Genomic DNA, 22,716 nt, shown 5'->3' on the forward strand with positions numbered 1-22,716 from the left:
ATGTGCAGAAACGTCTCTGCCTGCTCCTCCCGGTCCTGCCCCGTCGGGAGGAGCAGGGGCAGGCTCCCCGCCCCCGCACCCCGAGAGCATCCCCTGACGCCCAGCGAGACACCCGCCACGATCAAGTTCCCCTCCCGCTCCCGCCGGGGCATCCTCCTCGGCCTCACCCTCCCCCAGCTCGTCGCCACCGCCTTCGGCGGTGCCCTCCTGCTCGCCGTCCTGATGACCGTCGGCATCCTCGGCGCCCTCGCCCTGACCCCGCTGTGGGTACTGCTCGCCGTCGCCGTCGTCTTCCGCATACGCGGCCGGTCCCTCGCCGAGTGGGCACCGATCGGCCTGCGCTACTGGCTGCGCCGCACCCGCGGGCAGCTGATCTGGCTGGCCCGGCCCTCCACCCGGCCAACCGTCGAGGGCCTGCTGCACCTGCCCGGCACCGCCGCCTCGCTGCGCGCGGTCACCTCGCCCGACGGGCGGCTCGGCGCCGTCCACGACCAGCAGCAGGGGACACTCACCGCCGTCACCCGCGTCTCCTCCCGGGCCTTCGCCCTGCTCGACCCGGCCACGCAGTCCGACAACGTCCGCGGCTGGGGCCGGGCACTCGCCGCCCTGTCCCGCTCCGGACAGATCGCCCGCATCCAGGTCCTGGAACGCACCGTCCCCGACAGCGGCGACGCCCTGCAGCGGTACTGGCTGGAACACGGCCTGCCCAACACCCCGGTCGCCGGCCCGATCTACGCCGACCTGCTCGCAGCCGCCGGCCCCGCCGCGGCCCCCCACGAGGCCTACATCGCCATCGCCCTCGACCTGCGCGAGGCCCGGCGCCTGATCAACCAGGCCGGCGGCGGCCTGGCCGGTGCATTCTCGGTCCTGGCCCAGCTCACCGCCTCGCTCGACCAGTCCGTGCGCGGCGCGGGCCTGGTGCCCGGCGGCTGGCTCACCGCCGGCGAGATCGCCGCCGTCGTTCGCACCGCCTACGACCCCGCCGTCCTCGGCGCCCTGGAACGCTGGTCCGACTCCGGCCGCCCCGAGGCCGACGTCGCCGCCGCCGGCCCCGTCGTCCTCGTCGAGGAACCCGAGAAGATCCGCACCGACAGCGCGCACCACGCCACCTTCTGGATCGAGCAGTGGCCCCGCACCGAAACCTCGGCAGGCTTCCTCCACCAGCTCCTGTACTCCTCGGGCGTGCGGCGAACGCTGTCCCTGCACTACACGCCGCAGCAGATCGACGCCGCCCTCAAGGACGTCCAGCGCAAGAAGGCCACCATCGTGGCCGACGCCGCCGAGCGTGTGCGCCGGGGCCAGGTCGACTCCGAGGCCGACACCGTCGAGTACGCCGACGTGAAGGCACGCGAGCTCCAGCTGATCGCCGGACACGCCGATGTCGCCATGACCGGCCTGCTCGTGGTGTCCGCCGACGACGCCGAGCAGCTCAGCGCCGCCTGCGCCCAGGTCGAGACCGCCGCCGTCGCCGCCCTGATCGACCTGCGCCGCCTCACCCTCCAGCAGGCCGAGGCCTTCACCGCCGCCGCCCTCCCGCTGGCCCGCCTCTGACCGCCGAAGGGCACCCCATGCACGACGAGCCGAACCTGATCGGGTTCGCCACCACCGCCCTCGCCTGCCACCGCGACACCGAGCTGACCAGCGACCAGCCACTGACGCGCGTCGAACTCGACGCCCTGCACGAGCACGCCGTCACGCTGCACGTGCTCCTCGACCACGCCACGGTCCGCACCCGCGCCCACGCCACCGCCGAGGGCGACCAGCTCCACAACGCCAGGATCCGGATGTGGCAGGTCAGCGAGTACCTGCACGCCGCCTACCACGCCGCCCCCCGCCCCGACGGACGCGCGCCCACCCGAGAGGCCTGCGCACTGCGCCTTCCCGAAGGCGCCCCCGACCTCACCATCTGCCAGCGCCACCTCAAGGCCTCCACCCGCGTGCGGCAGATCAGCACCCCCACCGACCTGATCCGCCGCTGAGCCCGGAGAGAGCGCCCGCCCCTTGACCAAGAACACCAGCGCCAGCGCCCTGTTCACGCCCAGCCGCAGCGACCGGGACCGCCGCCGCCAGGCCCGCCGCGACCTCGCCGCCGCCCACCGCGAGGCCCGCCTCGCCAACCAGCCCCGCCGACGCACCACGACTCAGGTCGACGAACTCGACGCCCGCCCCGTCTACCCGTCCTCCGGCCGCCCCGGCGCCGCCTCCGCCCGCGGCGGCAAGCTCAAACTCCCCGCCCACCGCATGACCACCGCGACCGCGAGCGGAGCGTTCCCCTTCCTCGCCGAGGGCGGCCTCGGCGCCGGCGGCATGTACATCGGCCGCGACGTCCACGCCGAAGCCGGCTTCTCGTTCGACCCCTTCGAGTTGTACGGCCGCATCGAAGGGTTCACGAATCCGAACCTGTTGCTCGCCGGCGTCATCGGCATGGGCAAGAGCGCACTCGCCAAGTCCCTTGCCCTGCGCAGCATCGCCCACGGCTACAAGATCTACATCCCCTGCGACCCCAAGGGCGAGTGGACCCCGGTGGCCGAGGCCCTCGGCGGGCGGACCATCGCGCTCGGCCCCGGCATGAGCGGCCGGCTCAACCCGCTCGACGCCCCCACGACGCCTGCCGCTGCCGACCCGGCCGAGTGGGCGACCGAAGTCCGCAAGCGCCGCCTCCTGCTCCTCGCCTCGCTGGCCCGCACCGTGCTGCACCGCGACCTGGTGCCGATGGAGCACACCGCTCTCGACGTCGCGCTGGACGAGGTCGTCGCCGAAGCCCACCGTACCGACCGGGTGCCGCTGCTCGGCGACGTCGCCGCCATGCTCGGCAACGCCCGACGCCTCGACGACGCCCTCGGAGACCCCGCGCGACGCCTCGGCGCAGCGGCTGAGGACCTCGCGCACGCCCTGCGCCGTCTCGTCCAGGGCGACCTGGCCGGAATGTTCGACGCCCCGTCGACCGTGAGGTTCGATCCGACGGCGCCGATGCTCAGCATCGACCTCTCCAGCCTCGGCACCGCCGGCGACGACACCGGCCTGATCCTCGCCATGACCTGCGCCTCCGCATGGATGGAAGCCGCCCTGTCCGACCCCGCCGGTGGACGGCGCTGGGTCGTCTACGACGAGGCGTGGCGTCTGATGCGCCACCTGCCGCTGCTGGAGCGCATGCAGCAGCAGTGGAAGCTCAGCCGAGGCCTCGGCATCGCCAACCTCCTGGTGATCCACCGCCTGTCGGACCTGCTGTCCGCGGGCGACGCCGGATCCCGGGGCCGCGCCCTCGCGGAGGGCCTCCTCAGCGACTGCGCCACCCGCATCATCTACCGCCAGGAACCCGACCAGCTCGCCGCCACCGCGAGCCTGCTCGGCCTGACCGGCGTCGAGACCCAGGCCATCGCCGCCCTCACCCGCGGCCGGGGCCTCTACAAGATCGCGGGCAGGTCTTTCGTGGTCCAGCATCTTCTGCATCCGGCCGAGCGTGAACTGTTCGACACCGACGCAAGGATGCAGGCCGCGCCTCGCGAACCAGCCAGCGTCAGCGTGTGACAGCGCGAGCCCTGACACAGCGGTCGGCGACGGCCCTTCCCCTCAACTCTAGGACACCACCATCGAGTTCCACCCCACCGCCAACACCTTCCCGATGCTCGACGACGAGGAACTCCTCTCTCTCGCCGAAGAGATCAAGGCCAAGGGTCAGTACAACCCGATCATGCTCGACACCAGCGGTCGACTCCTCGACGGCCGCAACCGCCTCAAGGCCTGCGAGATCGCCGGCGTAGAGCCGCGATTCGCCACCTACGACGGCCCGGACCCGGCCGACTTCGCGCTGCAGATCAACATCCGTAGGCGCAACCTGACCAAGGGGCAGGTTGCCATGGTCACAGCGAGGAACTGTTCAGCGGCTGAACAGGACGGCCGTTCTGCGGGTGAACGGTCCGCTCGTTCAATCGCTGAACGGACCGGCGTCTCGCTTGGCCGGATCGGTCAGGCACTGACCGTCCTCCGCCACGCCCCCGACCTCGTGGACCAGGTCATCAACGGCGCCGTCGGCCTGGACGACGCGTACAAGGCCGCTCGGGAGACCAAGGCCCAGGCGGACTCCGTCGAGAACCAGCTCGCCCGGCTCCGCGCGGAAGACCCCGAGCTGGCGGATCGCGTCGTCGAAGGCGACTTGAGCCTGCCCGCCGCGTGGGCCGAGCGCAAGGAACGCGCCGAGGAGGAGATCCGCAGGCGCAAGGTCGCCACCCAGTTCCTGTGCGAGGTGGTTCCGCCGCTCGCGCAGGCACGCGGTACCGACACCGTGGCGCTCTACGACCCGCAGTTCATGCTGACCGGCCGGGCGATCACCGGCGAGGTGATCGAGCAGGCCATGGTGGCGCTCACCGAGATGGCCCAGGCGTGGCGGGAGCGTGAGGCCGCATGAGTGTGACTGCCGAACTCCGGCTGTGGGAGATCGTCGACGAGGCAGCGCACGCCGTAACCGACCAGAGCGGGCGGTTCCGCAAGGGCGACCTCGAAGCCGAGGTCCGCCAGCGTCTCGCCGCCACCGACCTCGAAGCCCACGTACAGGCCGCCGCTCTCGACAAGCTCGTCCACGGCCTGGTCCGCGGGTGGGGTGAGCGCCGCAGCCCCAACCCCCGGCGGAAGTCCGGGATGTTCCACCCCGAGGGCGTGCTGAAGCTGGGCTCGGGGATCTGGGTGTGGATGGACCTTGCCACGCCTACAGACCTTCTGGAATGGGGACGGCTCTCCACCCGTAACCTCGCGCGCGTCGCTCGCGCCGAGGCCGACCGGCAGGACTACGTCGCCGAGCGCCTCGACGCCTTCCGCCAGCACGGCGACCTGCTCCTCGGCCAGCTGGAACGGATCGTCTTCGGCTACGTCCACGACCCGGACTCCAGCCCCGACGCCGAGTAGACCCCCGTCACACCCCGCCCGACCGGACCACCCGCATCGGAGGCCTGTGCCCTCACCCACCATCACCTTCGCCGCCGACCCCGCCGGCGCCACCCTCGCCGCCGAGCCGGTCGACCGGGCCAGCCGTCAGTGGCTGGAGCAGGCCGGACTCGTGCGCGACGACGCGACCGGGCTGCACCGGCCCCCTCGGGACACCTCGCCGTCGGTCGTACCGCGGCTCGTCATCGACGCCACACGGCTGCTCACCGCAGCCGGCTACGACGTGCTCCGCCTCTACAGCGAGGCCGAGCAGCGGCAGGCCGTGGCCGAGCCCGCGACCGATGCGCCGTCGCTGACGCGCCTGCCGGGGACGATCTGGGTCCATGCCGTGGCCGCGGACGTGGCGGCCGGGCGTCTCGTGGTCCACGCGCGCCTGAGCCAAGCCGCCGGTCCCACCCGCCTGCTGGCGAGCTACCCGGCCGACGGCACCGCGGCGGTGCTCACCACCGAGGGCAACCGCTTCTTCGACGTCATCACCTACGACGACCTCGATGCGGCGGCGGTCGTCCTCGGGCACGAGCCGATCCTGCCAATCCCTGCGTCGGACACCCCTCGGGCGGATGCCGCGACCGCCCGGTCCGCCGCGGCGGCCCCGCCCCAGCGCGATGCCCTGCCCGCCGAGGCGCCGGCCCTCACCGCAGCACCCCGCGCCACCGGGATGCGCCAGTGAGCGCCGAGCCGTCGTACCCGCCGCCGCCCTCACCGAACAGGGCGGCCCCGACCCGCACAACCGCCGCAGCCGGTAGCAGGCCCGCCTCGTTCCGACGTTCGGAGATCATCTGTCCACACGCTCCGTCATCGCCCGCCCCACACCGAGCGGCTACCGCGGGATCTACTGCCACAGCGACGGCCTCCCCAGCCACCAACTCCCGCTGATTCTGGGCGCGTTCCAGTACCGGTTCGACGCGGACGTCGACGCCCTCGCCCGTCACCTCGTCGACGACGTCCCGGTGGGGTGGTCCGCCCTCGGCGCCGAACTTCTGGACGGCGCACCCGACGAGGTGCGCACCGCCCCTGGCGTCAGCCGGTGGCCCGGCCGCCAGTACAGCGCCGGGCCAAGGGCGGACGGCCGGGTGGAGCACCGGGCGGTCATCACGGACCGCACCACCGCCGGGCTCAGCTGGGCGTACGTGCTGCACGCCCATGGTGTCGAGGTGATCGGGCTGAGCGAGCACCGGCGGGGCCCGGTCGTGCCGTGGTCCACGGACCCGCGCGGGCGGTTCACCGACGCCCCCGCCGCCTGGCGCCTGGACGCACCCCTCCCGATCCTCTCCCGTCCGGGCCCGGCCGCTGCCGCCTCCGCCCGCTCGACCTCCGCCCGCGTCCGGTCGGCGCCGACCCCGGCGGCCTTGCCTGCCGCGCCGCCCCTGGCAGCGCCTGCTTCGCCGGGCCGTGGGCTGTGAACTCGCCCGCCGCCTGCGTCTGCCCGTACCACTGCTTGAAAGGAATCCTTTGCCTGTCCCGCCGTCCCTGACCCGCCTCGACTCCCGGGTGGAGGCCGCCCTCGGCGCCAGCATCGCGGTGCTGCACGCCGAACAGGCGCGCCCCGGCGCCGCCGAGGCTCGGGTACTGGATGCCCATCGCGCGCTGACGAAGGCGGAGACCGCCGTCGCGTTCGAGCGAATACGGCTGCTGATCTGCGCGGACCGGCAGCGCCGGGTCGACGACCGGCTGCTCGCGGACCTCGGCGTCCAGTTGGAGGTCCTGGAGGACGCCGCTGCCTCCCGCGACCAGGCCGAGGCCGATCTGCTGGAGCACCTCCAGGCTCTGCAGAACCGCGACGCACCGAGGTCTCCGGCCGCGCCGGGTCGGAGCCGATGACGGGCCGTGTGGCACCGCAGCCGCTTCGCTTCGGTTGGAACTACGACCTGGGCGAGTTCGTCCTGGCTCCGCGCTACCCCAGGCCGGCTGTTACGCGGGTCCTGGCCGATGCCGGCTTCCACCTGCGGTCCGAGCCGTTCGGCGCGTGGCACATGGGCACCTCGCTGCCCATGTTCGATCAGAGCGCCGCGGCGGAAGCCGCGATCGGCCGCCTGATCGCCGAGGGCGTCGAGGTACGCAACTGGCACGAGCCGCAGCAGGGTTCGACCGCCGTACTGCGGCACTACGGGTGGCTGAACTCCGAGGCTCCGTTCCCCGACGCCGCAGAGACCGCCCGCCGGGCGCGGAGCGAGGCCGACGGGCGGCTGGGCCGCGTCCGCCTGAGCTCCGACACGCGGGCCGTCACCGAGCAGATCGCCGAGGGCGAGGTCGAGGTGGAGGCCCGGCGCACGTTCGACGACGACGAATGGATGATCGCCGCCGACCGCGGCACCGGGCGCTACCTGGAACTGCGCCATCACCGCCCCACCGGGGCGCTGTCGATCACCGTGGACGCGCCGCAGACGTTCGCCGGCCACATCCGCCGGGAGTTCCGGCTGCTGGTCCTGCGCGAGACCCGTCCGCCGACGGCAGCCCGCATGCGCGCCGCACGCGCTGCCAGCCGCGCGCCCAGCAGCCGGCAGGCACCGGTGGCTCCGGTCCCTGCACCCCCCGCCGCGGCCCCCGCCCGCCGACGGTGATCCCCCACCCCCAACCCACAGCGAGGATTCCATGGCTGACATCACCTTCGGCACCGGCGCCGACGGCGCCATCACCGCCCGACTCGGCCCCCGTGCCCCCGACGCGGCACACCGGCTCCTGGAGCAGAACGGCGCCGTCGCGCTCCAGGACGACCGCGGGGTGTACGAGTTCCGCGGCGACGACGCCGTTTCCCGGGCCGCCCAGGCCGCGTACCTGCTGGACGCCGGCGAGCTGACCGTCGAAACGGGCGCCCGGGAAGACCCCGCCCGCGCGGCAACGTTCGGCGCCGACGTGGTCTTCGCACGCCACCCGGCCGAGGGGATCGTCGCCGCCACCGCCACCGACGCCACCGAGGGCCTGGTGCCCGACGTCCTGCGCCAGTTCGGGTGGCGCTACGACGGGTCCGCCCCCGACCGCGACATCTACCTGCCGCCGACCGGAGCCGGGGACCGGCAGTCGCTGATCTCCGCGGCCAGGGCGAGCCTGGTCCTGCAGGGCCTGGGCCTGCAGGTCGCCACCGTCGGCCTCGCCACGCCCCCCGCCTCCGCAGACCGCCTGGCCGAGGCCGCCGAGGACCTCGTGCTCGAACAGGTCAACCTGCTCACGCTCACCGACAGCCGGGACGTCGCCGACCTGCTGGACACCGCGCTCGACCCGAAGTCCGGGGCGCTGCCGAACCTCTCCCAGTTGCTCGCCGACGTGAGCACGTTCATCGACCAGGTGCCCGCCGAGCAGGGCGAGCTGCTCGCCGCCCGCGCCGACATCGCCCTCAGCCAGACGGCAGGGCTGTCCGACACCCTGCGCGACCTGCAGGCCGCCCTCGCCGACCTGGGCTCCGTCGTCGAAGCGCCGATCGCGACCGCGCGCAGCGTCCGGGCCACCGCCGCGAGCGCCGTCACCGCCCGCGGCCTCGGCGTCGGCCCCATCATCCAAGCGGCCCCGTCCGTGCAGGCGCTCTCCACCGCACCCACGCACGCCGCCAGCCTCTAGGAGCCCCGCATCACCGACCGCCCCGTCATCCAGATCACCCGCCACCCCGAGCACGGCGTCGCCGTCACCGGTCTCGACCACGCCACCTACCGCCAGCGCCGGCTGCTGGCCGACTACGGCTTCACCCCGCTCGCGGGCACCAGCGGCGACCTCGCGTTCACCGGCCGGACCGACAACCTGCTGCTCCACGCCCGCCAGACCGTGGCGGCCCTGCGCTCCACTGGTGCCGACGTCCGCCCGGACCGGGCGTTCGAGTACGACGCCCACCCCGGCTACCCGTCCCCCTCCTCGGCCGCCGCCGCGCCCGGCACGAAGATCGTCACCGGCCGTGTCTCCCCCGCTCCCGACGCCCCGCTCGTCACCGGTCCCGCCGCGTCGGCCCGGGCCGACGTCACGGTGGGCACCCACCACGAGCACGGCATCACCGCCACCAACAACACCGCCGACCCCGCCGCCGCCAAGCACCTCGCGGCCGCCGGCTTCTACCGGGTCCCCGGCCACCCGACGCTGTTCTCCCTCACCGAGCAGCAGGCCAACGGCCCCGAGCGGGCCATGGACACCGTGGCCCGGCTGCGCGCGGCCGGCCTGAGCGTGGCGGCCGACCTGCCGTACGACCCGGACCGCTCGCCGGACAACACGGCGGACCAGTTCCACACCCACCTGGTCAAGGTCACCGCGCCGCCCGCGCCCTCCCGGCCGCGTCCGGCCGGGGACGACCCGTTCGCCACCCGGATCATCCCCGCGCCCGACCTCGGCCCCGGCAAGCGGCCCGAACCGGAGTCCGGAGGGGACCCGTTCGCCACCCGCGTGCACCCGGCCCCCGCGGAATCCGGCAGCCGGATGGGCGCCCTGCTGAACAACCGGCAGAACACCCTGGCCGCGATCGAGGAGATCCTCACGGGCCTCGCCCAGCAGCTGCGCGACGACCCGCAGGCCCTGGACCCCGAGCAGGTCTCCGCCGTGCTGGAGAGCGCCCAGACCACCCTCGGCGGCGTCCGCAAGGACCTGGAGACCATCTCCGCCGCCTCCCCCGCGCGCACCCGCGCCGCCGCCCCCGCCGCCCGGCCGCCGGTCGGGGCCACCCTCGGCGCCCGTGCCAAGGCCGCCCGCGCCACCAGCCTCCAGCTCGGCCGGGTCGGCGCGGCCCAGCCCGTCGAGGCCGCCGCGCAGCCGGTCGACCCCCGCCACGCCTACAGCATCCACGCCCGCTGAACCCTGCGAAGGAGCCTTACTTGGCCGTGAAGACCCGATGGCCCGTCACCCACTCCTGCGGACACGAGGTCGAGCACGACCTGTCCGCCCGCCCGGCCGACCGGCGTGCCGGCTACGCCCGCTGGCTCGCCGGCCGCGACTGCACGGACTGCTGGCGCGCCGACCGCGAGAGCGACGGCGTGGAACGGGCCGCATGGATCGCCGCCCGCCGCGCCGAGGAGCAGCAGGCCGCCGCCGCGTGGGCCGAGCAGTACCGCATGCCGCCGCTGACCGGGCCGCAGACGATCCTCGCCTGGGGCGAGCGCTCGCGCCACCAGCTCGTCACCGCCGCCTACCGGGCCCTCGTCGTCGAGGGCACGCTCCCGGAGGAGCGGTGGGAGGAGGTCGAGGGCCGCGCCCGCACCGTGGATCGCGCCGGGTGGTGGATCGACCAGCGCGAAGCTCCGGCCGGTGACCTGCCCGAGCTGCTGGAGGCCGCCACCGACGCGGACCGCAGCACCGAGAACCCGTACTAGGCGAGGCCCCGACCGTGTCCCCCACCCCCGCCACCGCCCGCCCCTGCCCGCCGGACGACGCCGAGAGCGCCCGCACCGCCGCGCAGGCCGTGCGGCGCCTGGGCGACTCCCTCGCCGACAGCAGCCTGCCCGCCGACATCGCCCGGCCCCTCGCCCTGCTGGAGCCCCTGCTCGCCGAGGTCGAGGAGACCCTTCGACTCGCCGCCGAGAGCACCGCCGGCGGCGGCACACGCGCCGCCCGGCAGACGGCCGAGCAGCTCGTACAGGCCGGCGCCACCGCAATCCTGCTGCGTCTGCACCTGGAGCAGATCAGCACCCGCCTGGCCGGCTACGGCCTCGCCTTCCCGGCGGAGCCCGCCACGCTCTCGCCCCGGGCGGCAGCCGCACACAGCCACTCCACGGAGTCCGCCGCCCGGCCCGTCCATGCGGGCGCGCCGACGCCGGCACCCGTCATCGCGGTGGCGCCCGCGGTCCGCGCCGTTGCCCGTTGAGCGAGCCGGTCCGCATCGCACCGGGCTCCTTCGGCGCCGCCGAGGCGACCGGAGCCGACCAGCGGGCCCGTAACGTCCTGGCCCGGCTCGGCTTCGCCCCGCCGCACGACGCCGAGCACCCTCTCGCCCTGCAGGGCACGGACGGGCCGCTCGTGCTGCGGGCGTTGGTGGGCGAAGGCGCGCGGCTGCTGGAGCGCGCCGGCTACCGGGTCGAGGTCGACCCCGAGCTCCGACTGGCCCCCGCAGGCGAGCAGGCCCTGGAGGTCCTGGCCGAGATCGCCGCCCGCCTGGGGGAGCTGACCGCCCTCGTCGAGTCCATGGACGACGTGCGCGACCTCGCCGACGTCGGCGCGCAGATGGTCACCGGCCCGTACAGCACGACGGACGCACTGCACGCCCTGTTCACCTCCGGGGCCCGGACTTCCCTGCGCGCCGGCGGCTCCCTGCACGAGCGGGCCGACCTTCAGGCCTGGCATCTGGACGGCGCCGCCCACACGCGCGCCATCGCGACGGCGGCAGCTGCCACCGGATATCCCTCGCCCGCCGCGACGGAGCCGCGGGTGCGCGCCGCGCGGACCCGCTCGCCCGCCGCCCGCGCCTCCACCGCCGTCCCCGTCACCTCGGCGACGGCCACCGAACCCGCCCCCAGCCCACGAAGGACCCGCGTATGAGCAAGCCCACCACCGTCGCCTCCTACGCCCAGCGGCTGCGCGCCCTCGCCGACCAGCTGGACTCCCAGCAGCGCACTCCCAGCCAGGCCCTGCTCCAGACCCTCCTCGCCGACAAGGGCCTGCTGGCACTCGCCTCCTCCATGGCCGTCACCGTCCGTGCCGATCTCGACGGCCTGGAGCACACCCACCGCTCCGACCCAGCGGCCGAGGACCTGTACGAACTCGGCCACCTCGCCGCCGACGCCGGGGAGGCCATCGACGAAGCGCTGGGGAAGTCCGGCCCCCACCTCGCGGCCTCGCTGAAACTTCTCACCCAGGACCTCAGCCCGGCCGAAGCCGCGGCCAACCGCCACGCCATCGAGCAGGCCCTGTGGACCGGACCCGCAACGGCCGACGGCGAACGGGTCTACCTGTTCTGGCCGGAAGGCTCCACCCACCTCCCGGTCCCGGCCCTCGCCACCCCCAGCGCCGGCTACGTCGACCCGTACGGCAACGCACTGTTCACCCGCAGCGGAGCCGAGCAGATCGTCGCCGACCTGCTCAAGGACGACTGCGGGATGACCGCCGCGTTCGAGGCCGACGGCACCCTGCAGTTCTCCTGGCCCAAGGAGTACGACGGCGAGGGCGGTCACGAGCAGGTCGCCGCCGACGCGCGCGGCCTGTACGCCATCGGCGGCCACTGGCCGTGGGACTACCGCAGGCCCCTCGCGTCCGACCTGAGTACCCGCGCGCAGGCCGCCCGGGTGGCCACCCTCCCGTCCACGGCGCCGTCCGCGACCTCCTCCGAGCCGGCGCACCACCCCGTTCCGCAGCCCTCGGCGGGCAAGGCCCGCTGACCGCCCCGAAGGAGACCATGCCCCCCACGACCCAGCCGTCCCCCGCGGTCCGGGCCACCGAGGCGCTGCGGCTCGTCTGCGAGCACCTGCGCAACGCCTCCGGTCCCGCCGAGGTCGCCGACCTGGTCGAGGCGATCACCCGCGACGGCGGCACCCTCGAAGCGCTCTCCGACGCCCTCGCCACCGCCAGCCGATGGGTCAAGGACGCGCCCGGCGGCAACTACCTGTGGCAGCCGCTCGCCCTCGCCGCCGACGAGATCTGGCAGGCCGGTACCGACATCACCGACACACCCGAGCGCCTGCGCTCCGCGGCCGCCCGCCCCGCCCGGATCCGTTCGAGCGCCGCACGGCCCGTGGCCCCGCCGGCACCGGCCCCGACCCAGCCGCCCGGCACAGGACCCGCCCCGCGCAGACGCTGAACCACCCACCCCTGGAGAAACGTTTCCCTGATCCCGTCCATCACCCGCTACGCCAGCACCCGCGACCTGCTCGTCGCCGCCCAGCACCACGCCGTGCGCCTGCCGGGCACCCCCCGGGTCACCGTCCTCGACGCCTGGCGGCCGATCGCCGGACTGCCTGCTCCCGGCAGCGCGGAACTGGACTCCCTCGCAGCCGAACTGGACGCCCACCTGCGCACGCGGCGGCCCGAGCGGGACCTGCGGCCGGGCCGCAGCCGGGACGTGTGGCACTGCACCGTCCGCGCCCATCCCGACAGTGCCCCGCTCCCGGACGAACGGTGGGCCTCGACCGCCCGCCGGATCCTGGCCGCCACCGGCATCGTGCCCATCGACGATCCCTCGGCCTGCCGGTGGATCGCCCTGCGGATCGGCGGCCACGAGGCGCGCATCGTCGCCCCGCTGATGCGCGCCGACGGCTCGGCCCCGCACCTGGAGCGCGACCTCTCCCTCGCCCACGCGGCCTGCCAGCTCGCCTCGTTCGACCGCGCCGGCCGCCTGCGCGCCTCCACCGCCCGCACCGCGCCCGCACCGGCCCGTCCGGCGTCCGCCCTGCGCAGCAGCGCCACGTCATGGAGCGGGACGCCCGCCCCGGCGGCACCGCACCGCTGAGCATCCTCCCCCTCTCCCCGGCCCCGGTCCCCGGCGCGTGAACACACCGCGCCCGGCGCCCGGCCGTCTCCCGCCCCGCGCCCGCGGCCCCTGAGGGCCTGCCGTCCCGTGCGCCCGGGCCATCCCCGCAAGGACGACCCTGCCCCCCGCTTCCTCCCCCAAGTCACCCTCCGCATCCCCCGGCACCGACGCCCTCCTCTACGCCCTGATCGGCGCCGGCCTCCTCCTCATCGCCTTCGGCTCGATCGCCTGGGCCCTCGGCAACACCACCGACCACTTCTTCGGGCAGGGCCCGTGGGCGGCCTACCAGCCGACCACGGCCGCCCTCCACCCCCAGCGGCTGTGGCCGGGACTCGGTCCCCTCGCCCTGCTCGTCGGCGCCAGGCTCCTGCCCGCCGCCGTCACCCTCGGCGTCGCCGCCGTGGGCCTGCGGATCTACCTGAAGGTCCGTAAGAAGAGCAGCGGCCTGGCCACCAGCCGCGACCTCGCCGTCCTCCTGCCCAAGGAGATCACTACCAAGGCCCGGAGCCTGCGCCCCAGCCTCGCCTCCGCCAAGCCCGGCACGATCCGCCCCGAGGACACCGGCATCCTGCTCGGCACCCTGGGCGAGAGGGGCCCCGAGGTCCGCACCTCGTGGGAGGACGTGGCCGTCGCCATCATGGCGCCGCGCTCCGGCAAGACGACCAGCCTCGCGGTCCCCTCGATCCTCAGCGCCCCCGGCCCAGTCCTGCTCACCAGCAACAAGGCGGCGGGCGACGCCTACACCGTCACCCTGGACGCCCGTGCCGAGGCCGGCCGGGTCTGGGTGATGGACCCCCAGCAGATCGCCCACACCGAGCAGGCGATGTGGTGGGATCCGCTCGCCGACGCCGGCGACCTCCCCGGAGCCCGGCGCCTGGCCCAGCACTTCGTGACCGCCGCCGTCGACGAGGGCGAGCAGGGCGACTTCTGGTCCACCGCGGCTGCCAACACCTTGACGGCCCTTTTCCTGGCGGCCGGCGCCGACGGGCGCCCGATCACCGATGTCCTGGCCTGGCTCGCCCAGCCCGCCGACCGCACCCCGATCGACATCCTCAAGTCCAACCAACTGTCCGCCATTGCAGCCCAGTTGCAGGGCACGGTGTCCGGTGCGGTCGAGACCAGGGACGGCATCTACGAGACCGCGCGCCAGTACGCCGCATGCCTGCTCGACCCGAAGATCGCCGCCTGGGTCACCCCCAACAGCGAGCTGCCGGAGTTCAAGCCCGCCGACTTCGTCACCCGCACGGACACCCTCTACCTGCTCAGCAAGGACGGCGGCGGCAGCGCGTCCGCACTGATCGCCGCCGCGGCCGACAGCGTGATGCGCACCGCGGTCGTCCAGGCCGAACGTGACGGCGGACGCCTCGACCCGCCGCTGCTGTGCATCCTGGACGAGGCCGCGAATGTGTGCAAGATCGGCGATCTGCCCGATCTGTACTCGCACCTGGGCTCCCGCGGGGTCATCCCGATCACGATCCTGCAGTCCTACCGGCAGGGCCAGCGGGTGTGGGGCGAGGTCGGCATGGACGCCCTGTGGTCCGCCGCGACGATCAAGCTCGTCGGGTCCGGCATCGACGACGCGGACTTCGCCGACAAGCTCTCCAGGCTCGTCGGCGAGCACGACGTCGAGACCGTCTCGCACTCCACCAGCGAGTCCGGGCGCTCCACCTCCGTGTCGATGCGCCAGGAACGGATCCTGCCCGCCGACCAGATCCGCGCGCTCGCGAAGGGCTCCGCGCTCTTGTTCGCCACTGGGGTCAAACCGGCACTGATCCGGTTGCGGCCCTGGTACAAGGAGCGCGGCGCCGACGTGATCGGCAAGGCCTCCGCCCGGCAGACCGCGGCGATCACCGAGCGTGCCCGCGCCAAGGCGGTGGCCGCATGAGCCTCCACCTCGTGCCCGTCCGCGACCGCGACGCCGTCCGCACCGTCCGCCTGCGCCATCGCCGAACACCGCGAGGACGGGTGTTCGCCGTGGCCGGCGCCGACGACGACGGGAGGGTTCGCACTGTCGCCGTCGCCCACCGGCCGACCGCCGGACTGCTCGACGACGGCACCACGCTGGAGGTCACCTTCGCCGACGTCGGCACCGGCGCCCCGGTCGAGGACTCCCCGCTGTACACCGCCTGCCGCCGTGCTGCCGAATCCCTCGGTTACACCCGGCTCGTCACCTACGCCCGTGACGACGAGAGCGCCGCGCGCGCCCGACGCGCGGGATGGCGAGCCAGCGCCCGCCGCAGGGCGCGGCCGGGCGAAGGTCCCGTTGTCGTCTCGCTGTGGCAGGCGCCGTGACCGACACCGGCACCGCGCCCACCGTACGCACTCTGTCCCTGGGGGCAGGTGTGCAGTCGACCACCCTGTTGCTCCTGTCCGCGATCGGCGAGCTGCCGAAGCTGGATTTCGCTGTCTTCGCGGACACGGGCTGGGAGCCGAAGGCGGTCTATTCCCATCTCGACCGGGTCGAGCGGGAGATAGCCCAGCCCGCCGGAATCCCCATTCTCCGGGTCTCCTCCGGCAATATCAGAAATGATGCCCTGGACCCCGCTCACCGCTTCGCCAGCATGCCGCTCTACATCCTCAACAAGGACGGCTCACCTGGGATGACGCGGCGCCAGTGCACCGGCGAATACAAAATCAAGCCGATCAAGCGGCAGGTTCGGGAAATCCTCGGGTATCCGTATCCGGCGCGAATACCGGCCGAGGTGTTCGCCGAGCAGTGGATCGGCATTTCCACCGACGAGTTCCATCGGGCCAAGGATGCCGACGTCAAATACACGCGCAACAGGTTTCCGCTGATCGAGCTGGGCCTGTCGCGCGGTGACTGCCTGGGCCTGCTCGCCGAGCACGGTCTGGAGAGCACTCCGAAGAGCAGTTGCCTGGGGTGTCCGTTCCACGGCAATGCCCAGTGGCGGGCGATCCGCGACGGAGACCCGGCCGAGTGGGCGGACGTCGTCGACTTCGACGCGCAGATCCGCGCCGGGAACGCCCGGGCGAACGCGGACGGCCGGCCCCTGCTCGGCCAGGCCTACCTTCACCGCTCCCGTGTCCCGCTGTCCGAGGCGCCGATCGACCGCCTCACCCGCCGCGAGCAGCTCGCCCTGGAGGAACAGCTCGCTGCCGACGAGGCCGAGTTCGGCCCCGCCGACGGCTGCTCGCCCTACTCCTGCCGCTCCGGCAGCCCAGTCGCATGAACGCCGTCGGCACGGTCGCGCCGGACCGCACGCGCGAACAAGCCTCTGCCCGTCACCTGCCCACCCCGGGCGACCAGACCCGTGGCGGTGCGCGTCCCGCACGGCGGGGCGCCCGGCCCCGCGGTTCCTCCGCCCGGCCGGAGCACCGCCCTTGACCCCGGACAGTGCGTTCCCGCGAGGCGGCTACCGTCCGCTGTCCACGGCCGGTGAACCGGCGTGGTTCGGTCCCGACCACCGAATGGGGCCGTGGTCCTACGGCGAGCTGATCGCCCGTGCTCATCCCTGGCCGGTCCGCTGGCTCTACCCTCCGCGCAGCGGTGACCCGCCCAGAATCGTCAACCTCTTCGCTGGTCCGGCCGGCTGGGAGCAGGGCCTGCGGATCCTCGATCCCCGCCCCGGCGCGTTCGACGTGATCGGCGTCGACCTGTCCGCGAACGCCTCGGCGACCGCGGTGGCGGCCGGTCACCGCCGGATCGTCTGCGATGTCCGCTCCCTCGACCCCACGAACCCGGCCCTTCGCCACGTCGAAGGGCTGATCGTCAGCGCCCCCTGCCAGGTCTGGACGCCGGCCGGCAGCCGCGAGGGCCACGAGGGGCGCAACCTCCGGCTCCTAAACGAAGTCCTGTCGCGGGCCGTCGAGGGAAGCTTCGGCCACTGGCACGACGAGGGCGAGTGCGGAGAGGGCGACACCTGCCTGATCTGCGGCGACCCCCACTGGGACGGCAACGCCGGCTGGACCGGACCGCTCCTGTCCAGGGCCGGCGTGCGGGAGCCGGTTGCCGAGATGACCAGACCGGACATCGGCCTGATCGCCGAGACCCTGATCTGGTCGCTGACGCTCACCGCGAAGTTCGACTCGCTTCGCTGGTTGGCGATGGAGCAGTCCAGCGCCCTGCCCACCGACGTGCTCGACGCCCTCGCCGACGCCCTTGAGCTCGCGGACTGGTACACCAGCGACTACGAGACGCTGGACGCCGCCGATGTCGGCCTCGCCTCCCACCGGCGCCGCACCTACTTCGTCGCCGGACGCCACCAGATGGTGAGTCTGCGCACCGCCCAGCCCAGCGACCCGACACCGGCCCGCACCGCCGCGCAGGCCCTCGGCTGGCAGAAGGGCGTGCGGGTGAACACCCGCGGGAACCGGGCGACGCCCGGGGGCAACGAGTGGAGCGCGGACGCGACCGCCACCGCCATCACCGGGCGCAGCCGCAGCTGGTACTGGGCCGGCGACCCGCAGCGGCGGATCACCACCGGCGAGGCCTCCCTGCTCGTCGGTATGCCCGCCGGCCACCCCTGGGACGGCTCGGACACCGCCCGGTTCCGGCAGATCGGCGACGTCGTCGCCCCCACCGAGGCCGCACGCGTCCTCGGCCCGCTCCTCGGCCGGCCATGGCGGGAGGCGGTGCGCGGCTATCTGGAGGACCTGTACGGACCGCGTTCACAGGCCCGCGCCGCCTCCGCCAATCCGCGCCCTGTCTCCCGCCGCGCCGTAGCCGCCAGTACCGCGCCGGTCCTTCCGGGCCTGGACGCCCTGGGGGCCCCTGCGGAACTCCCGCCTCCGGCCCCGGACAACCGTCGTCCGCAGCGCTCGCGCTGACCGCCCCGGCAGCCCGGCCCCGGGCTGCCGGGCGCCGGACGCCGAGCCCACGCCCCTACTCCTTCAGGAAGTCCATGGAAGAAGCCGTCCACGCACTGCGTGGCTGGACACCCGGCGATCGCGCCAGCGCCACAGCCCTTCACCGGCTCGACGCCGAGCCCGCTCTCTACGAGGTCGTCGCCTCCCAGCAGAGCGCCACCGAACAGTTTCTGGTAGCCGCCGACCGCGGCGCGCCCTCGATGATGACCGGCACCAACAGGGCCGCCGGCATCCATCTGCGGCTCGACCCGTCCGCCCGGACCTTCCACCTGCGCATGTCCTCGGCGGTCACCTACGCCTGGGCCGGCCACTGGCTCGTCGGGCGCGGGGCGGGCCCCGACGCCCTCGCCGCCTACCACCCTGTTCCGCCGGACCCGTACGGCCTCGGCTCCCCGCACGAGTTCAACGGGCTGCTGGACGGCGGAGACTACGCGTTCGCCCGCCCCGGCGACGACGCCACCCTGCGCGTCGAGCACCGGATCCGCCGATCCGGCCCGCGCTACACGCTCCTCGGCCGGCAGATGGCCTACTCGTGCGGCTCCAGCGGCGGCGAGCGCGAGGCCAACTGGGCACTGCTGCTCGACCGCCACCCCCACGCGGCCGGCCGCCGATTCCTGCTCCAACTGGAGACCATCCACCTGCGCAGCGCGACCTACAGCATCACCGAGGGCGGCTTCCCCACCAAACAGCAGGCGGAAGACGTCCTGCGCCGGATCGACCCGCGCGCCCCCGCCCCAATGCCCGCCACCGACCCCGTCACGGGCCTCGCGCCAGCCAGGCAGCCGCTCCCGCCCAGAACGGCGGGCCAGGCGTTGCAGCCCCAGGCCGCCACAAGCCCTCCCCGCCGCGCGCGGAGGTGACGCGGTGAATCCCCAGACGGAGGCCGAGCAGGCGGTCCTCGGCGCAATCCTGCTGGCGCCGGAGCGGCTGCGCGACGTGGCCGGCTGGCTGCGGCCGGAGCACTTCTACCGGCCCGCCCACGCCGACCTTTTCGAAGTGCTGCTCGCCCAGGACGCGGCCGGGTACCCCGTTCCTCCCCCGGACGCCGACGGGGCGAGTTCCGCGTGGGCGACGCGGGCCATGGCCTCGGCGGCCGAGGCCAGCCCCGGCTTCACACCCGGGTACGGGCACACGCTGATCGCGGCGTGCCCCGTGACCGGCCACGCCGCCGCGTACGGCCGGATGGTACTGGAGACCGCGGTCCGCAGGCAGGTGCACGAACATGCCCACCGGCTGCTGGCCGCCGCCCGCACCGGCGCCATGGACGACACGCTCCGCCTCACCGGCGACCTGCGGGCCGTCATCGGTCAACTCGCCGACGCCTGGGGGTCGCTGGACGAGAGCCCGCGGCCCCTTCCCGGTCCATGGCCGCTCGAACTTCCCCCACCCGCCGTCGAGGAGACCCTGCAGCACGAGAGGGCGCTGCTCGCGTCCCTGACCGCCCTCCCGCGCGAGATCCGGGACATGTCCCCCTGGCTGCACCCGGCGGACTTCCTGGACCGCGGGCACCGCGCCGTCTACCGGGCCGTCGCCGCACTTGCCCACCGCGGCGAGCCGGTCGACCCGCTGACCGTCCTGTGGGAGGTCCAGCACCACGGAGACCTGGCCTCGGGCGCGACCACCGCCGACGCCGTGCGCGCCGTCACCCGGGCCGGCTTCAGCGGCGATCCGGGCTACTGGGCCGAACAGGTCCTCCAGTCCTCCGTCCTGCGCTCTGCCCACACTGCGGCGGGAACGGTGCGCATGCTGTCCCTCGACGCCTCGCTGCCCGCCGCCCGCCTCCTCGGATCGGCCCTGCGCACCCTGCGCGGCACCGAGGCGGTGCAGAAGCGCTGGCGTGCCGCCACCGGCACCGCCGACGCCGACGGGAACCCCGTCGGCGAACCCGGCGAGCCGGAGCACCGCCGCGACGCCGCCCGCGCCCGCTCACTCGCCCCCGTCCCCGACACCGGGACGAGGGGCCCTGCGTCGCCCGCGCAGCAGGCGGCCTGCGCCCGCGCGCCCATCCGCAGCAGCCACTGAGCCGCTGCCGACCCTCTCCCCTCTCCCAGCCGAAGGACCCCTGATGCCCACCTCCGTCCGGCCGCCAAGTCCCGCCTCCACCCGGCTGCGGGCCGCCGCCACCGCCATCGACGAGCTGACCGCCAACCTTCCCGGCGCCTACCGCGAGCAGGGACCGCCCTCGGTGGCAGAACTCCGGGAGCACGCGGTGCGGATCGGCGAGCAGCACCAGGTGCTGCTGGGGACCGCCGCCGCTCTGACCGGCGCTCCGAACGCCGACACCGCGCAGCGGGCCCTCGCCCGTGCCCTGGCCGATGCCGGCGCCCGCGCCGGCGAGGCCCTCGCCACCGTCGGGCGGGCCGGCGCGATGGCCGCCCGGCTCTACGAGGTCGACGGCCTCGACGGCCCAAGGGCCGTCGACGTGCGCGAGCGGGCCGGGCGCGAGCTGAACCTCGCCCTGTCGCGGACCCGACTCGCCCTGGAGGACGCCGGCGAAGGCCTGCGGCGCGAAGCCCGCTCGGGACGCGACGGCGCCGCGCTGCCCCCCGGCCGCCTCCGAGCCGCCGTCACCCGCAGCACCGCTGCCCACCCGGCAGCCGCGTTCATCGCCGCCCCGTACCCGGCTTCGCCGCCCGCCGTCCTGCCCATCACCGCCGGCCACCGCCGCTGACGCCGCCCTCACCTCCGGAGCCTTCCATCGCCCCACCCACGACCCCCGGGTTCGACACCGAGCTGGTCATGCTCGCGAACGTCATGGCCCATGTCGCCGAGGCCCTCAACGGCGCCGACACGATGCCCGGCCACCCGGGCGTGCCCTCTCCCGCGGCCCTGGCCGACGGAGCCGAGCACATGCTCACCGTGCTGCGGCACTGCTCCACCCGGGCCCAGGCCCTCCAGGCCGGGCCCGCCGACCATGCCCGGACCACGGCCGTCCGCGGCTTCCAGGCGGGCCGTGCCCACGCCGCGCGGGTGAACCGCCACCTCGCCCACGCGCTCGACGCCGCCGTCGCCCTCGAAGCCGGCCCCGAGGACAACGGCACCGGCCGTACAACCGACGTACGCGAGGACGCGCTCGGCTACCAGGTGCTGAACTCGGCGGCCCTGGCCCACAACGCCCTGGTCGCCACCTGGCGGCAGATCACCGAGACCCGCGCCGAACTCCCCTCCCCGGCGCAGCGGCAGGCGTCCACCACTGCCCGCCCGAGGCGCCCAGCCTCCCCGCCGCCTGCCGCCGTTGCGGGCGTTGTCGCCCAGACGGGCGGGCGGCGGCGATGAGCGACATCAGCGCCGACGACGTCCAACCCCTCGCGGACCTCGCCACGAACCTCGCTCAGATCCGCCGCGACCTGCGGCGCACCGCGAAGGCCCCGCCCGCCAGGGTTCCGGACCTGCTGGCCCGGGACATCGGCGCGCTCGCCGACTACGTGGCCGTCGCCTGCCTGCTGCGCGCCCAGTTGTCGCACCGCACCGGGCCCGCTGTGGCGAACGTCGGCGAGGACTGGGGACCCACGTTCGCCGCCACCCGGGCAAGCCCGGTTCTGCACCGGCTCACCGAACTCCTCAACCAGGCCTGCAACCTAGCGAACCAGGTCCGTCCCCGCGGCGAGACCCGCTCGCACTTCTACTCCCCGGGCCTGGCCGACCGCGTGACCCAGCAGTTCGCCGAGGTCGACGGCATGCTCTCCCACACCATCAGCACGATCCGCCGCTTCCGCACCGGCCTGGCCCAGGTCCGCAAGCGCGAACTCGCCCGCGAGCAGGAGGCGCTGGCGGACCCGGACGGCAAGGCCGCGCGCTTCCTCGCCGCGCGCGCCGAGTACCGCAAGCAGCCCCTGGTCATCGTGCCGTCCGGGTTCGCCGAGGAAGCCGCCGCCACCGCCGAGGCGGCGTCCCGCCGTTCCGGTGCCACCCGGATCGTCTCGCAGTCCCCCGCCGCCGCGAAGACTCCCTCCGCCCGACGATGACCCCCGTCCCCCCGGATGATCGGAGTGCCCTGATCGACACCGACCCGTCGGCGGTGATGCGCTCCCTGGCCGACCGGCTGGAGGCCGTGAACCGCACGCTGCTGCCCTCGCCGGCCGGCCACCCCGCCGAGACGGCATGGCCCATGACCCACCTGGTGGCCATCGCCGCCGACGCCAGTGACGAGGTCCTGTTCCGCACCGCCGACCCCGGCGCCGACCGGGCCGCGCTCGCCGCGTTCGCCGCCGCCGTATCCGGCACCGCCCAGGTCCTGGCCGTCGTCGCCGACTCCGCGCACCGCCTGTTGACCGCACCGCCCGCGACCTCCTCCCCGGCCGAGGCCGGCCACGCCCACTCCGTCGCGCGCGCGCTCGTCACGACCACCGCGCGGGAGCTCAGCTCGGCCGCCGACCGCGTGTCCACCGCACCAGTGGCCGCCGTCACCGACCTGTCGAGCCACCGCGGCGCGCAGGCAGGCGCGGCGCTGGCCCGCTCCCGCGTCGTCAGCGTCCAACCCGCCGCCCCGAACACGCCCAACGACGCCGCCCCCGCAGCGCCCGTCATCCCCTTGCGCCGCAACCGCTGACCACCTGGAGCGCTCCCTGCCCGCCCTCGACGACCGC

General features: G+C 74.5%; 27 protein-coding genes. All 27 read left to right on the forward strand.

Annotated elements, in window-relative coordinates; genetic code table 11:
- Positions 1-1,551, forward strand: coding sequence for an SCO6880 family protein (locus tag AC067J_RS07610; protein ID WP_401002310.1), 1,551 nt, complete (start codon positions 1-3; stop codon positions 1,549-1,551).
- A gap of 17 nt (positions 1,552-1,568) precedes the next feature.
- Positions 1,569-1,979 (forward strand): DUF6238 family protein, encoded by a 411-nt coding sequence (locus AC067J_RS07615; RefSeq protein WP_401002311.1) that lies wholly within the window; start codon positions 1,569-1,571, stop codon positions 1,977-1,979.
- Positions 1,980-2,001: 22 nt separating this feature from the next.
- A complete protein-coding gene (locus tag AC067J_RS07620; RefSeq protein WP_401002312.1) occupies positions 2,002-3,528 on the forward strand; it encodes an ATP-binding protein in 1,527 nt (508 codons plus the stop codon).
- Between the two features lie 94 nt (positions 3,529-3,622).
- Complete coding sequence (locus AC067J_RS07625; protein ID WP_401002313.1) at positions 3,623-4,405, forward strand: ParB N-terminal domain-containing protein; 783 nt, start codon at positions 3,623-3,625, stop codon at positions 4,403-4,405.
- The gene (locus tag AC067J_RS07630; protein ID WP_401002314.1) at positions 4,402-4,899 is read left to right on the forward strand and encodes a hypothetical protein; all 498 of its coding nucleotides are present in this window, start codon (positions 4,402-4,404) and stop codon (positions 4,897-4,899) included. Before AC067J_RS07625 ends, AC067J_RS07630 begins: the two co-directional genes overlap by 4 nt.
- 46 nt (positions 4,900-4,945) lie before the next feature.
- Positions 4,946-5,608, forward strand: coding sequence for a hypothetical protein (locus AC067J_RS07635; protein WP_478297033.1), 663 nt, complete (start codon positions 4,946-4,948; stop codon positions 5,606-5,608).
- Positions 5,609-5,888: 280 nt separating this feature from the next.
- Positions 5,889-6,341, forward strand: a complete 453-nt coding sequence (locus tag AC067J_RS07640) for a hypothetical protein (protein ID WP_401002316.1) — start codon at positions 5,889-5,891, stop codon at positions 6,339-6,341.
- Between the two features lie 49 nt (positions 6,342-6,390).
- Entirely contained in the window at positions 6,391-6,759 is a 369-nt protein-coding gene (locus tag AC067J_RS07645; RefSeq protein ID WP_401002317.1) for a hypothetical protein, read from the forward strand.
- Positions 6,760-6,767: 8 nt separating this feature from the next.
- Complete coding sequence (locus AC067J_RS07650) at positions 6,768-7,499, forward strand: hypothetical protein (protein WP_478297034.1); 732 nt, start codon at positions 6,768-6,770, stop codon at positions 7,497-7,499.
- Positions 7,500-7,530: 31 nt separating this feature from the next.
- Complete coding sequence (locus tag AC067J_RS07655) at positions 7,531-8,490, forward strand: hypothetical protein (RefSeq protein ID WP_401002319.1); 960 nt, start codon at positions 7,531-7,533, stop codon at positions 8,488-8,490.
- A gap of 201 nt (positions 8,491-8,691) precedes the next feature.
- Entirely contained in the window at positions 8,692-9,702 is a 1,011-nt protein-coding gene (locus AC067J_RS07660; RefSeq protein WP_401002320.1) for a hypothetical protein, read from the forward strand.
- Between the two features lie 20 nt (positions 9,703-9,722).
- The gene (locus AC067J_RS07665; protein WP_401002321.1) at positions 9,723-10,217 is read left to right on the forward strand and encodes a hypothetical protein; all 495 of its coding nucleotides are present in this window, start codon (positions 9,723-9,725) and stop codon (positions 10,215-10,217) included.
- A 14-nt stretch (positions 10,218-10,231) separates the two neighbouring features.
- Positions 10,232-10,708, forward strand: a complete 477-nt coding sequence (locus AC067J_RS07670; protein WP_478297035.1) for a hypothetical protein — start codon at positions 10,232-10,234, stop codon at positions 10,706-10,708.
- Positions 10,705-11,379, forward strand: coding sequence for a hypothetical protein (locus tag AC067J_RS07675; RefSeq protein ID WP_478297036.1), 675 nt, complete (start codon positions 10,705-10,707; stop codon positions 11,377-11,379). The genes AC067J_RS07670 and AC067J_RS07675 overlap by 4 nt, the downstream gene beginning before the upstream one ends.
- Positions 11,376-12,215, forward strand: coding sequence for a hypothetical protein (locus AC067J_RS07680; RefSeq protein ID WP_401002324.1), 840 nt, complete (start codon positions 11,376-11,378; stop codon positions 12,213-12,215). Before AC067J_RS07675 ends, AC067J_RS07680 begins: the two co-directional genes overlap by 4 nt.
- A 17-nt stretch (positions 12,216-12,232) precedes the next feature.
- Positions 12,233-12,634, forward strand: a complete 402-nt coding sequence (locus AC067J_RS07685) for a hypothetical protein (protein ID WP_401002325.1) — start codon at positions 12,233-12,235, stop codon at positions 12,632-12,634.
- 93 nt (positions 12,635-12,727) lie between these two features.
- Entirely contained in the window at positions 12,728-13,282 is a 555-nt protein-coding gene (locus tag AC067J_RS07690) for a hypothetical protein (protein WP_401002326.1), read from the forward strand.
- Between the two features lie 139 nt (positions 13,283-13,421).
- Positions 13,422-15,188, forward strand: a complete 1,767-nt coding sequence (locus tag AC067J_RS07695) for a type IV secretory system conjugative DNA transfer family protein (protein ID WP_478297375.1) — start codon at positions 13,422-13,424, stop codon at positions 15,186-15,188.
- The gene (locus tag AC067J_RS07700; protein ID WP_401002327.1) at positions 15,185-15,595 is read left to right on the forward strand and encodes an XF1762 family protein; all 411 of its coding nucleotides are present in this window, start codon (positions 15,185-15,187) and stop codon (positions 15,593-15,595) included. The genes AC067J_RS07695 and AC067J_RS07700 overlap by 4 nt, the downstream gene beginning before the upstream one ends.
- Positions 15,596-15,660: 65 nt before the next feature.
- Positions 15,661-16,494 (forward strand): adenine nucleotide alpha hydrolase family protein, encoded by an 834-nt coding sequence (locus tag AC067J_RS07705; RefSeq protein WP_401002370.1) that lies wholly within the window; start codon positions 15,661-15,663, stop codon positions 16,492-16,494.
- A gap of 238 nt (positions 16,495-16,732) precedes the next feature.
- Positions 16,733-18,091, forward strand: coding sequence for a DNA cytosine methyltransferase (locus tag AC067J_RS07710; protein WP_478297037.1), 1,359 nt, complete (start codon positions 16,733-16,735; stop codon positions 18,089-18,091).
- A 74-nt stretch (positions 18,092-18,165) separates the two neighbouring features.
- Entirely contained in the window at positions 18,166-18,990 is an 825-nt protein-coding gene (locus tag AC067J_RS07715; RefSeq protein ID WP_401002330.1) for a hypothetical protein, read from the forward strand.
- A 4-nt stretch (positions 18,991-18,994) separates the two neighbouring features.
- A complete protein-coding gene (locus AC067J_RS07720; protein ID WP_478297038.1) occupies positions 18,995-20,152 on the forward strand; it encodes a DnaB-like helicase N-terminal domain-containing protein in 1,158 nt (385 codons plus the stop codon).
- 43 nt (positions 20,153-20,195) lie between these two features.
- Complete coding sequence (locus AC067J_RS07725; RefSeq protein ID WP_478297039.1) at positions 20,196-20,801, forward strand: hypothetical protein; 606 nt, start codon at positions 20,196-20,198, stop codon at positions 20,799-20,801.
- 68 nt (positions 20,802-20,869) lie between these two features.
- Positions 20,870-21,406, forward strand: coding sequence for a hypothetical protein (locus AC067J_RS07730; protein ID WP_478297040.1), 537 nt, complete (start codon positions 20,870-20,872; stop codon positions 21,404-21,406).
- On the forward strand, positions 21,403-22,095 hold the full coding sequence (locus AC067J_RS07735; protein ID WP_478297041.1) for a hypothetical protein: 693 nt from the start codon (positions 21,403-21,405) through the stop codon (positions 22,093-22,095). Before AC067J_RS07730 ends, AC067J_RS07735 begins: the two co-directional genes overlap by 4 nt.
- On the forward strand, positions 22,092-22,679 hold the full coding sequence (locus AC067J_RS07740; RefSeq protein ID WP_478297042.1) for a hypothetical protein: 588 nt from the start codon (positions 22,092-22,094) through the stop codon (positions 22,677-22,679). The genes AC067J_RS07735 and AC067J_RS07740 overlap by 4 nt, the downstream gene beginning before the upstream one ends.
- Positions 22,680-22,716: the final 37 nt, after the last annotated feature.

It is taken from the genome of Kitasatospora sp. NPDC042419 (genome assembly GCF_056437345.1).

Bases quoted from the DNA above. Each gene is read 5' to 3' on its own strand.
- AC067J_RS07740 (WP_478297042.1), top strand. From the start codon at position 22,092: ATGACCCCCGTCCCCCCGGATGATCGGAGTGCCCTGATCGACACCGAC.
- AC067J_RS07735 (WP_478297041.1), top strand. From the start codon at position 21,403: ATGAGCGACATCAGCGCCGACGACGTCCAACCCCTCGCGGACCTCGCC.
- AC067J_RS07715 (WP_401002330.1), top strand. From the start codon at position 18,166: ATGGAAGAAGCCGTCCACGCACTGCGTGGCTGGACACCCGGCGATCGC.
- AC067J_RS07710 (WP_478297037.1), top strand. From the start codon at position 16,733: ATGGGGCCGTGGTCCTACGGCGAGCTGATCGCCCGTGCTCATCCCTGG.
- AC067J_RS07655 (WP_401002319.1), top strand. From the start codon at position 7,531: ATGGCTGACATCACCTTCGGCACCGGCGCCGACGGCGCCATCACCGCC.
- AC067J_RS07630 (WP_401002314.1), top strand. From the start codon at position 4,402: ATGAGTGTGACTGCCGAACTCCGGCTGTGGGAGATCGTCGACGAGGCA.
- AC067J_RS07680 (WP_401002324.1), top strand. From the start codon at position 11,376: ATGAGCAAGCCCACCACCGTCGCCTCCTACGCCCAGCGGCTGCGCGCC.
- AC067J_RS07610 (WP_401002310.1), top strand. From the start codon at position 1: ATGTGCAGAAACGTCTCTGCCTGCTCCTCCCGGTCCTGCCCCGTCGGG.
- AC067J_RS07730 (WP_478297040.1), top strand. From the start codon at position 20,870: ATGCTCGCGAACGTCATGGCCCATGTCGCCGAGGCCCTCAACGGCGCC.
- AC067J_RS07615 (WP_401002311.1), top strand. From the start codon at position 1,569: ATGCACGACGAGCCGAACCTGATCGGGTTCGCCACCACCGCCCTCGCC.
- AC067J_RS07625 (WP_401002313.1), top strand. From the start codon at position 3,623: ATGCTCGACGACGAGGAACTCCTCTCTCTCGCCGAAGAGATCAAGGCC.
- AC067J_RS07700 (WP_401002327.1), top strand. From the start codon at position 15,185: ATGAGCCTCCACCTCGTGCCCGTCCGCGACCGCGACGCCGTCCGCACC.
- AC067J_RS07685 (WP_401002325.1), top strand. From the start codon at position 12,233: ATGCCCCCCACGACCCAGCCGTCCCCCGCGGTCCGGGCCACCGAGGCG.
- AC067J_RS07725 (WP_478297039.1), top strand. From the start codon at position 20,196: ATGCCCACCTCCGTCCGGCCGCCAAGTCCCGCCTCCACCCGGCTGCGG.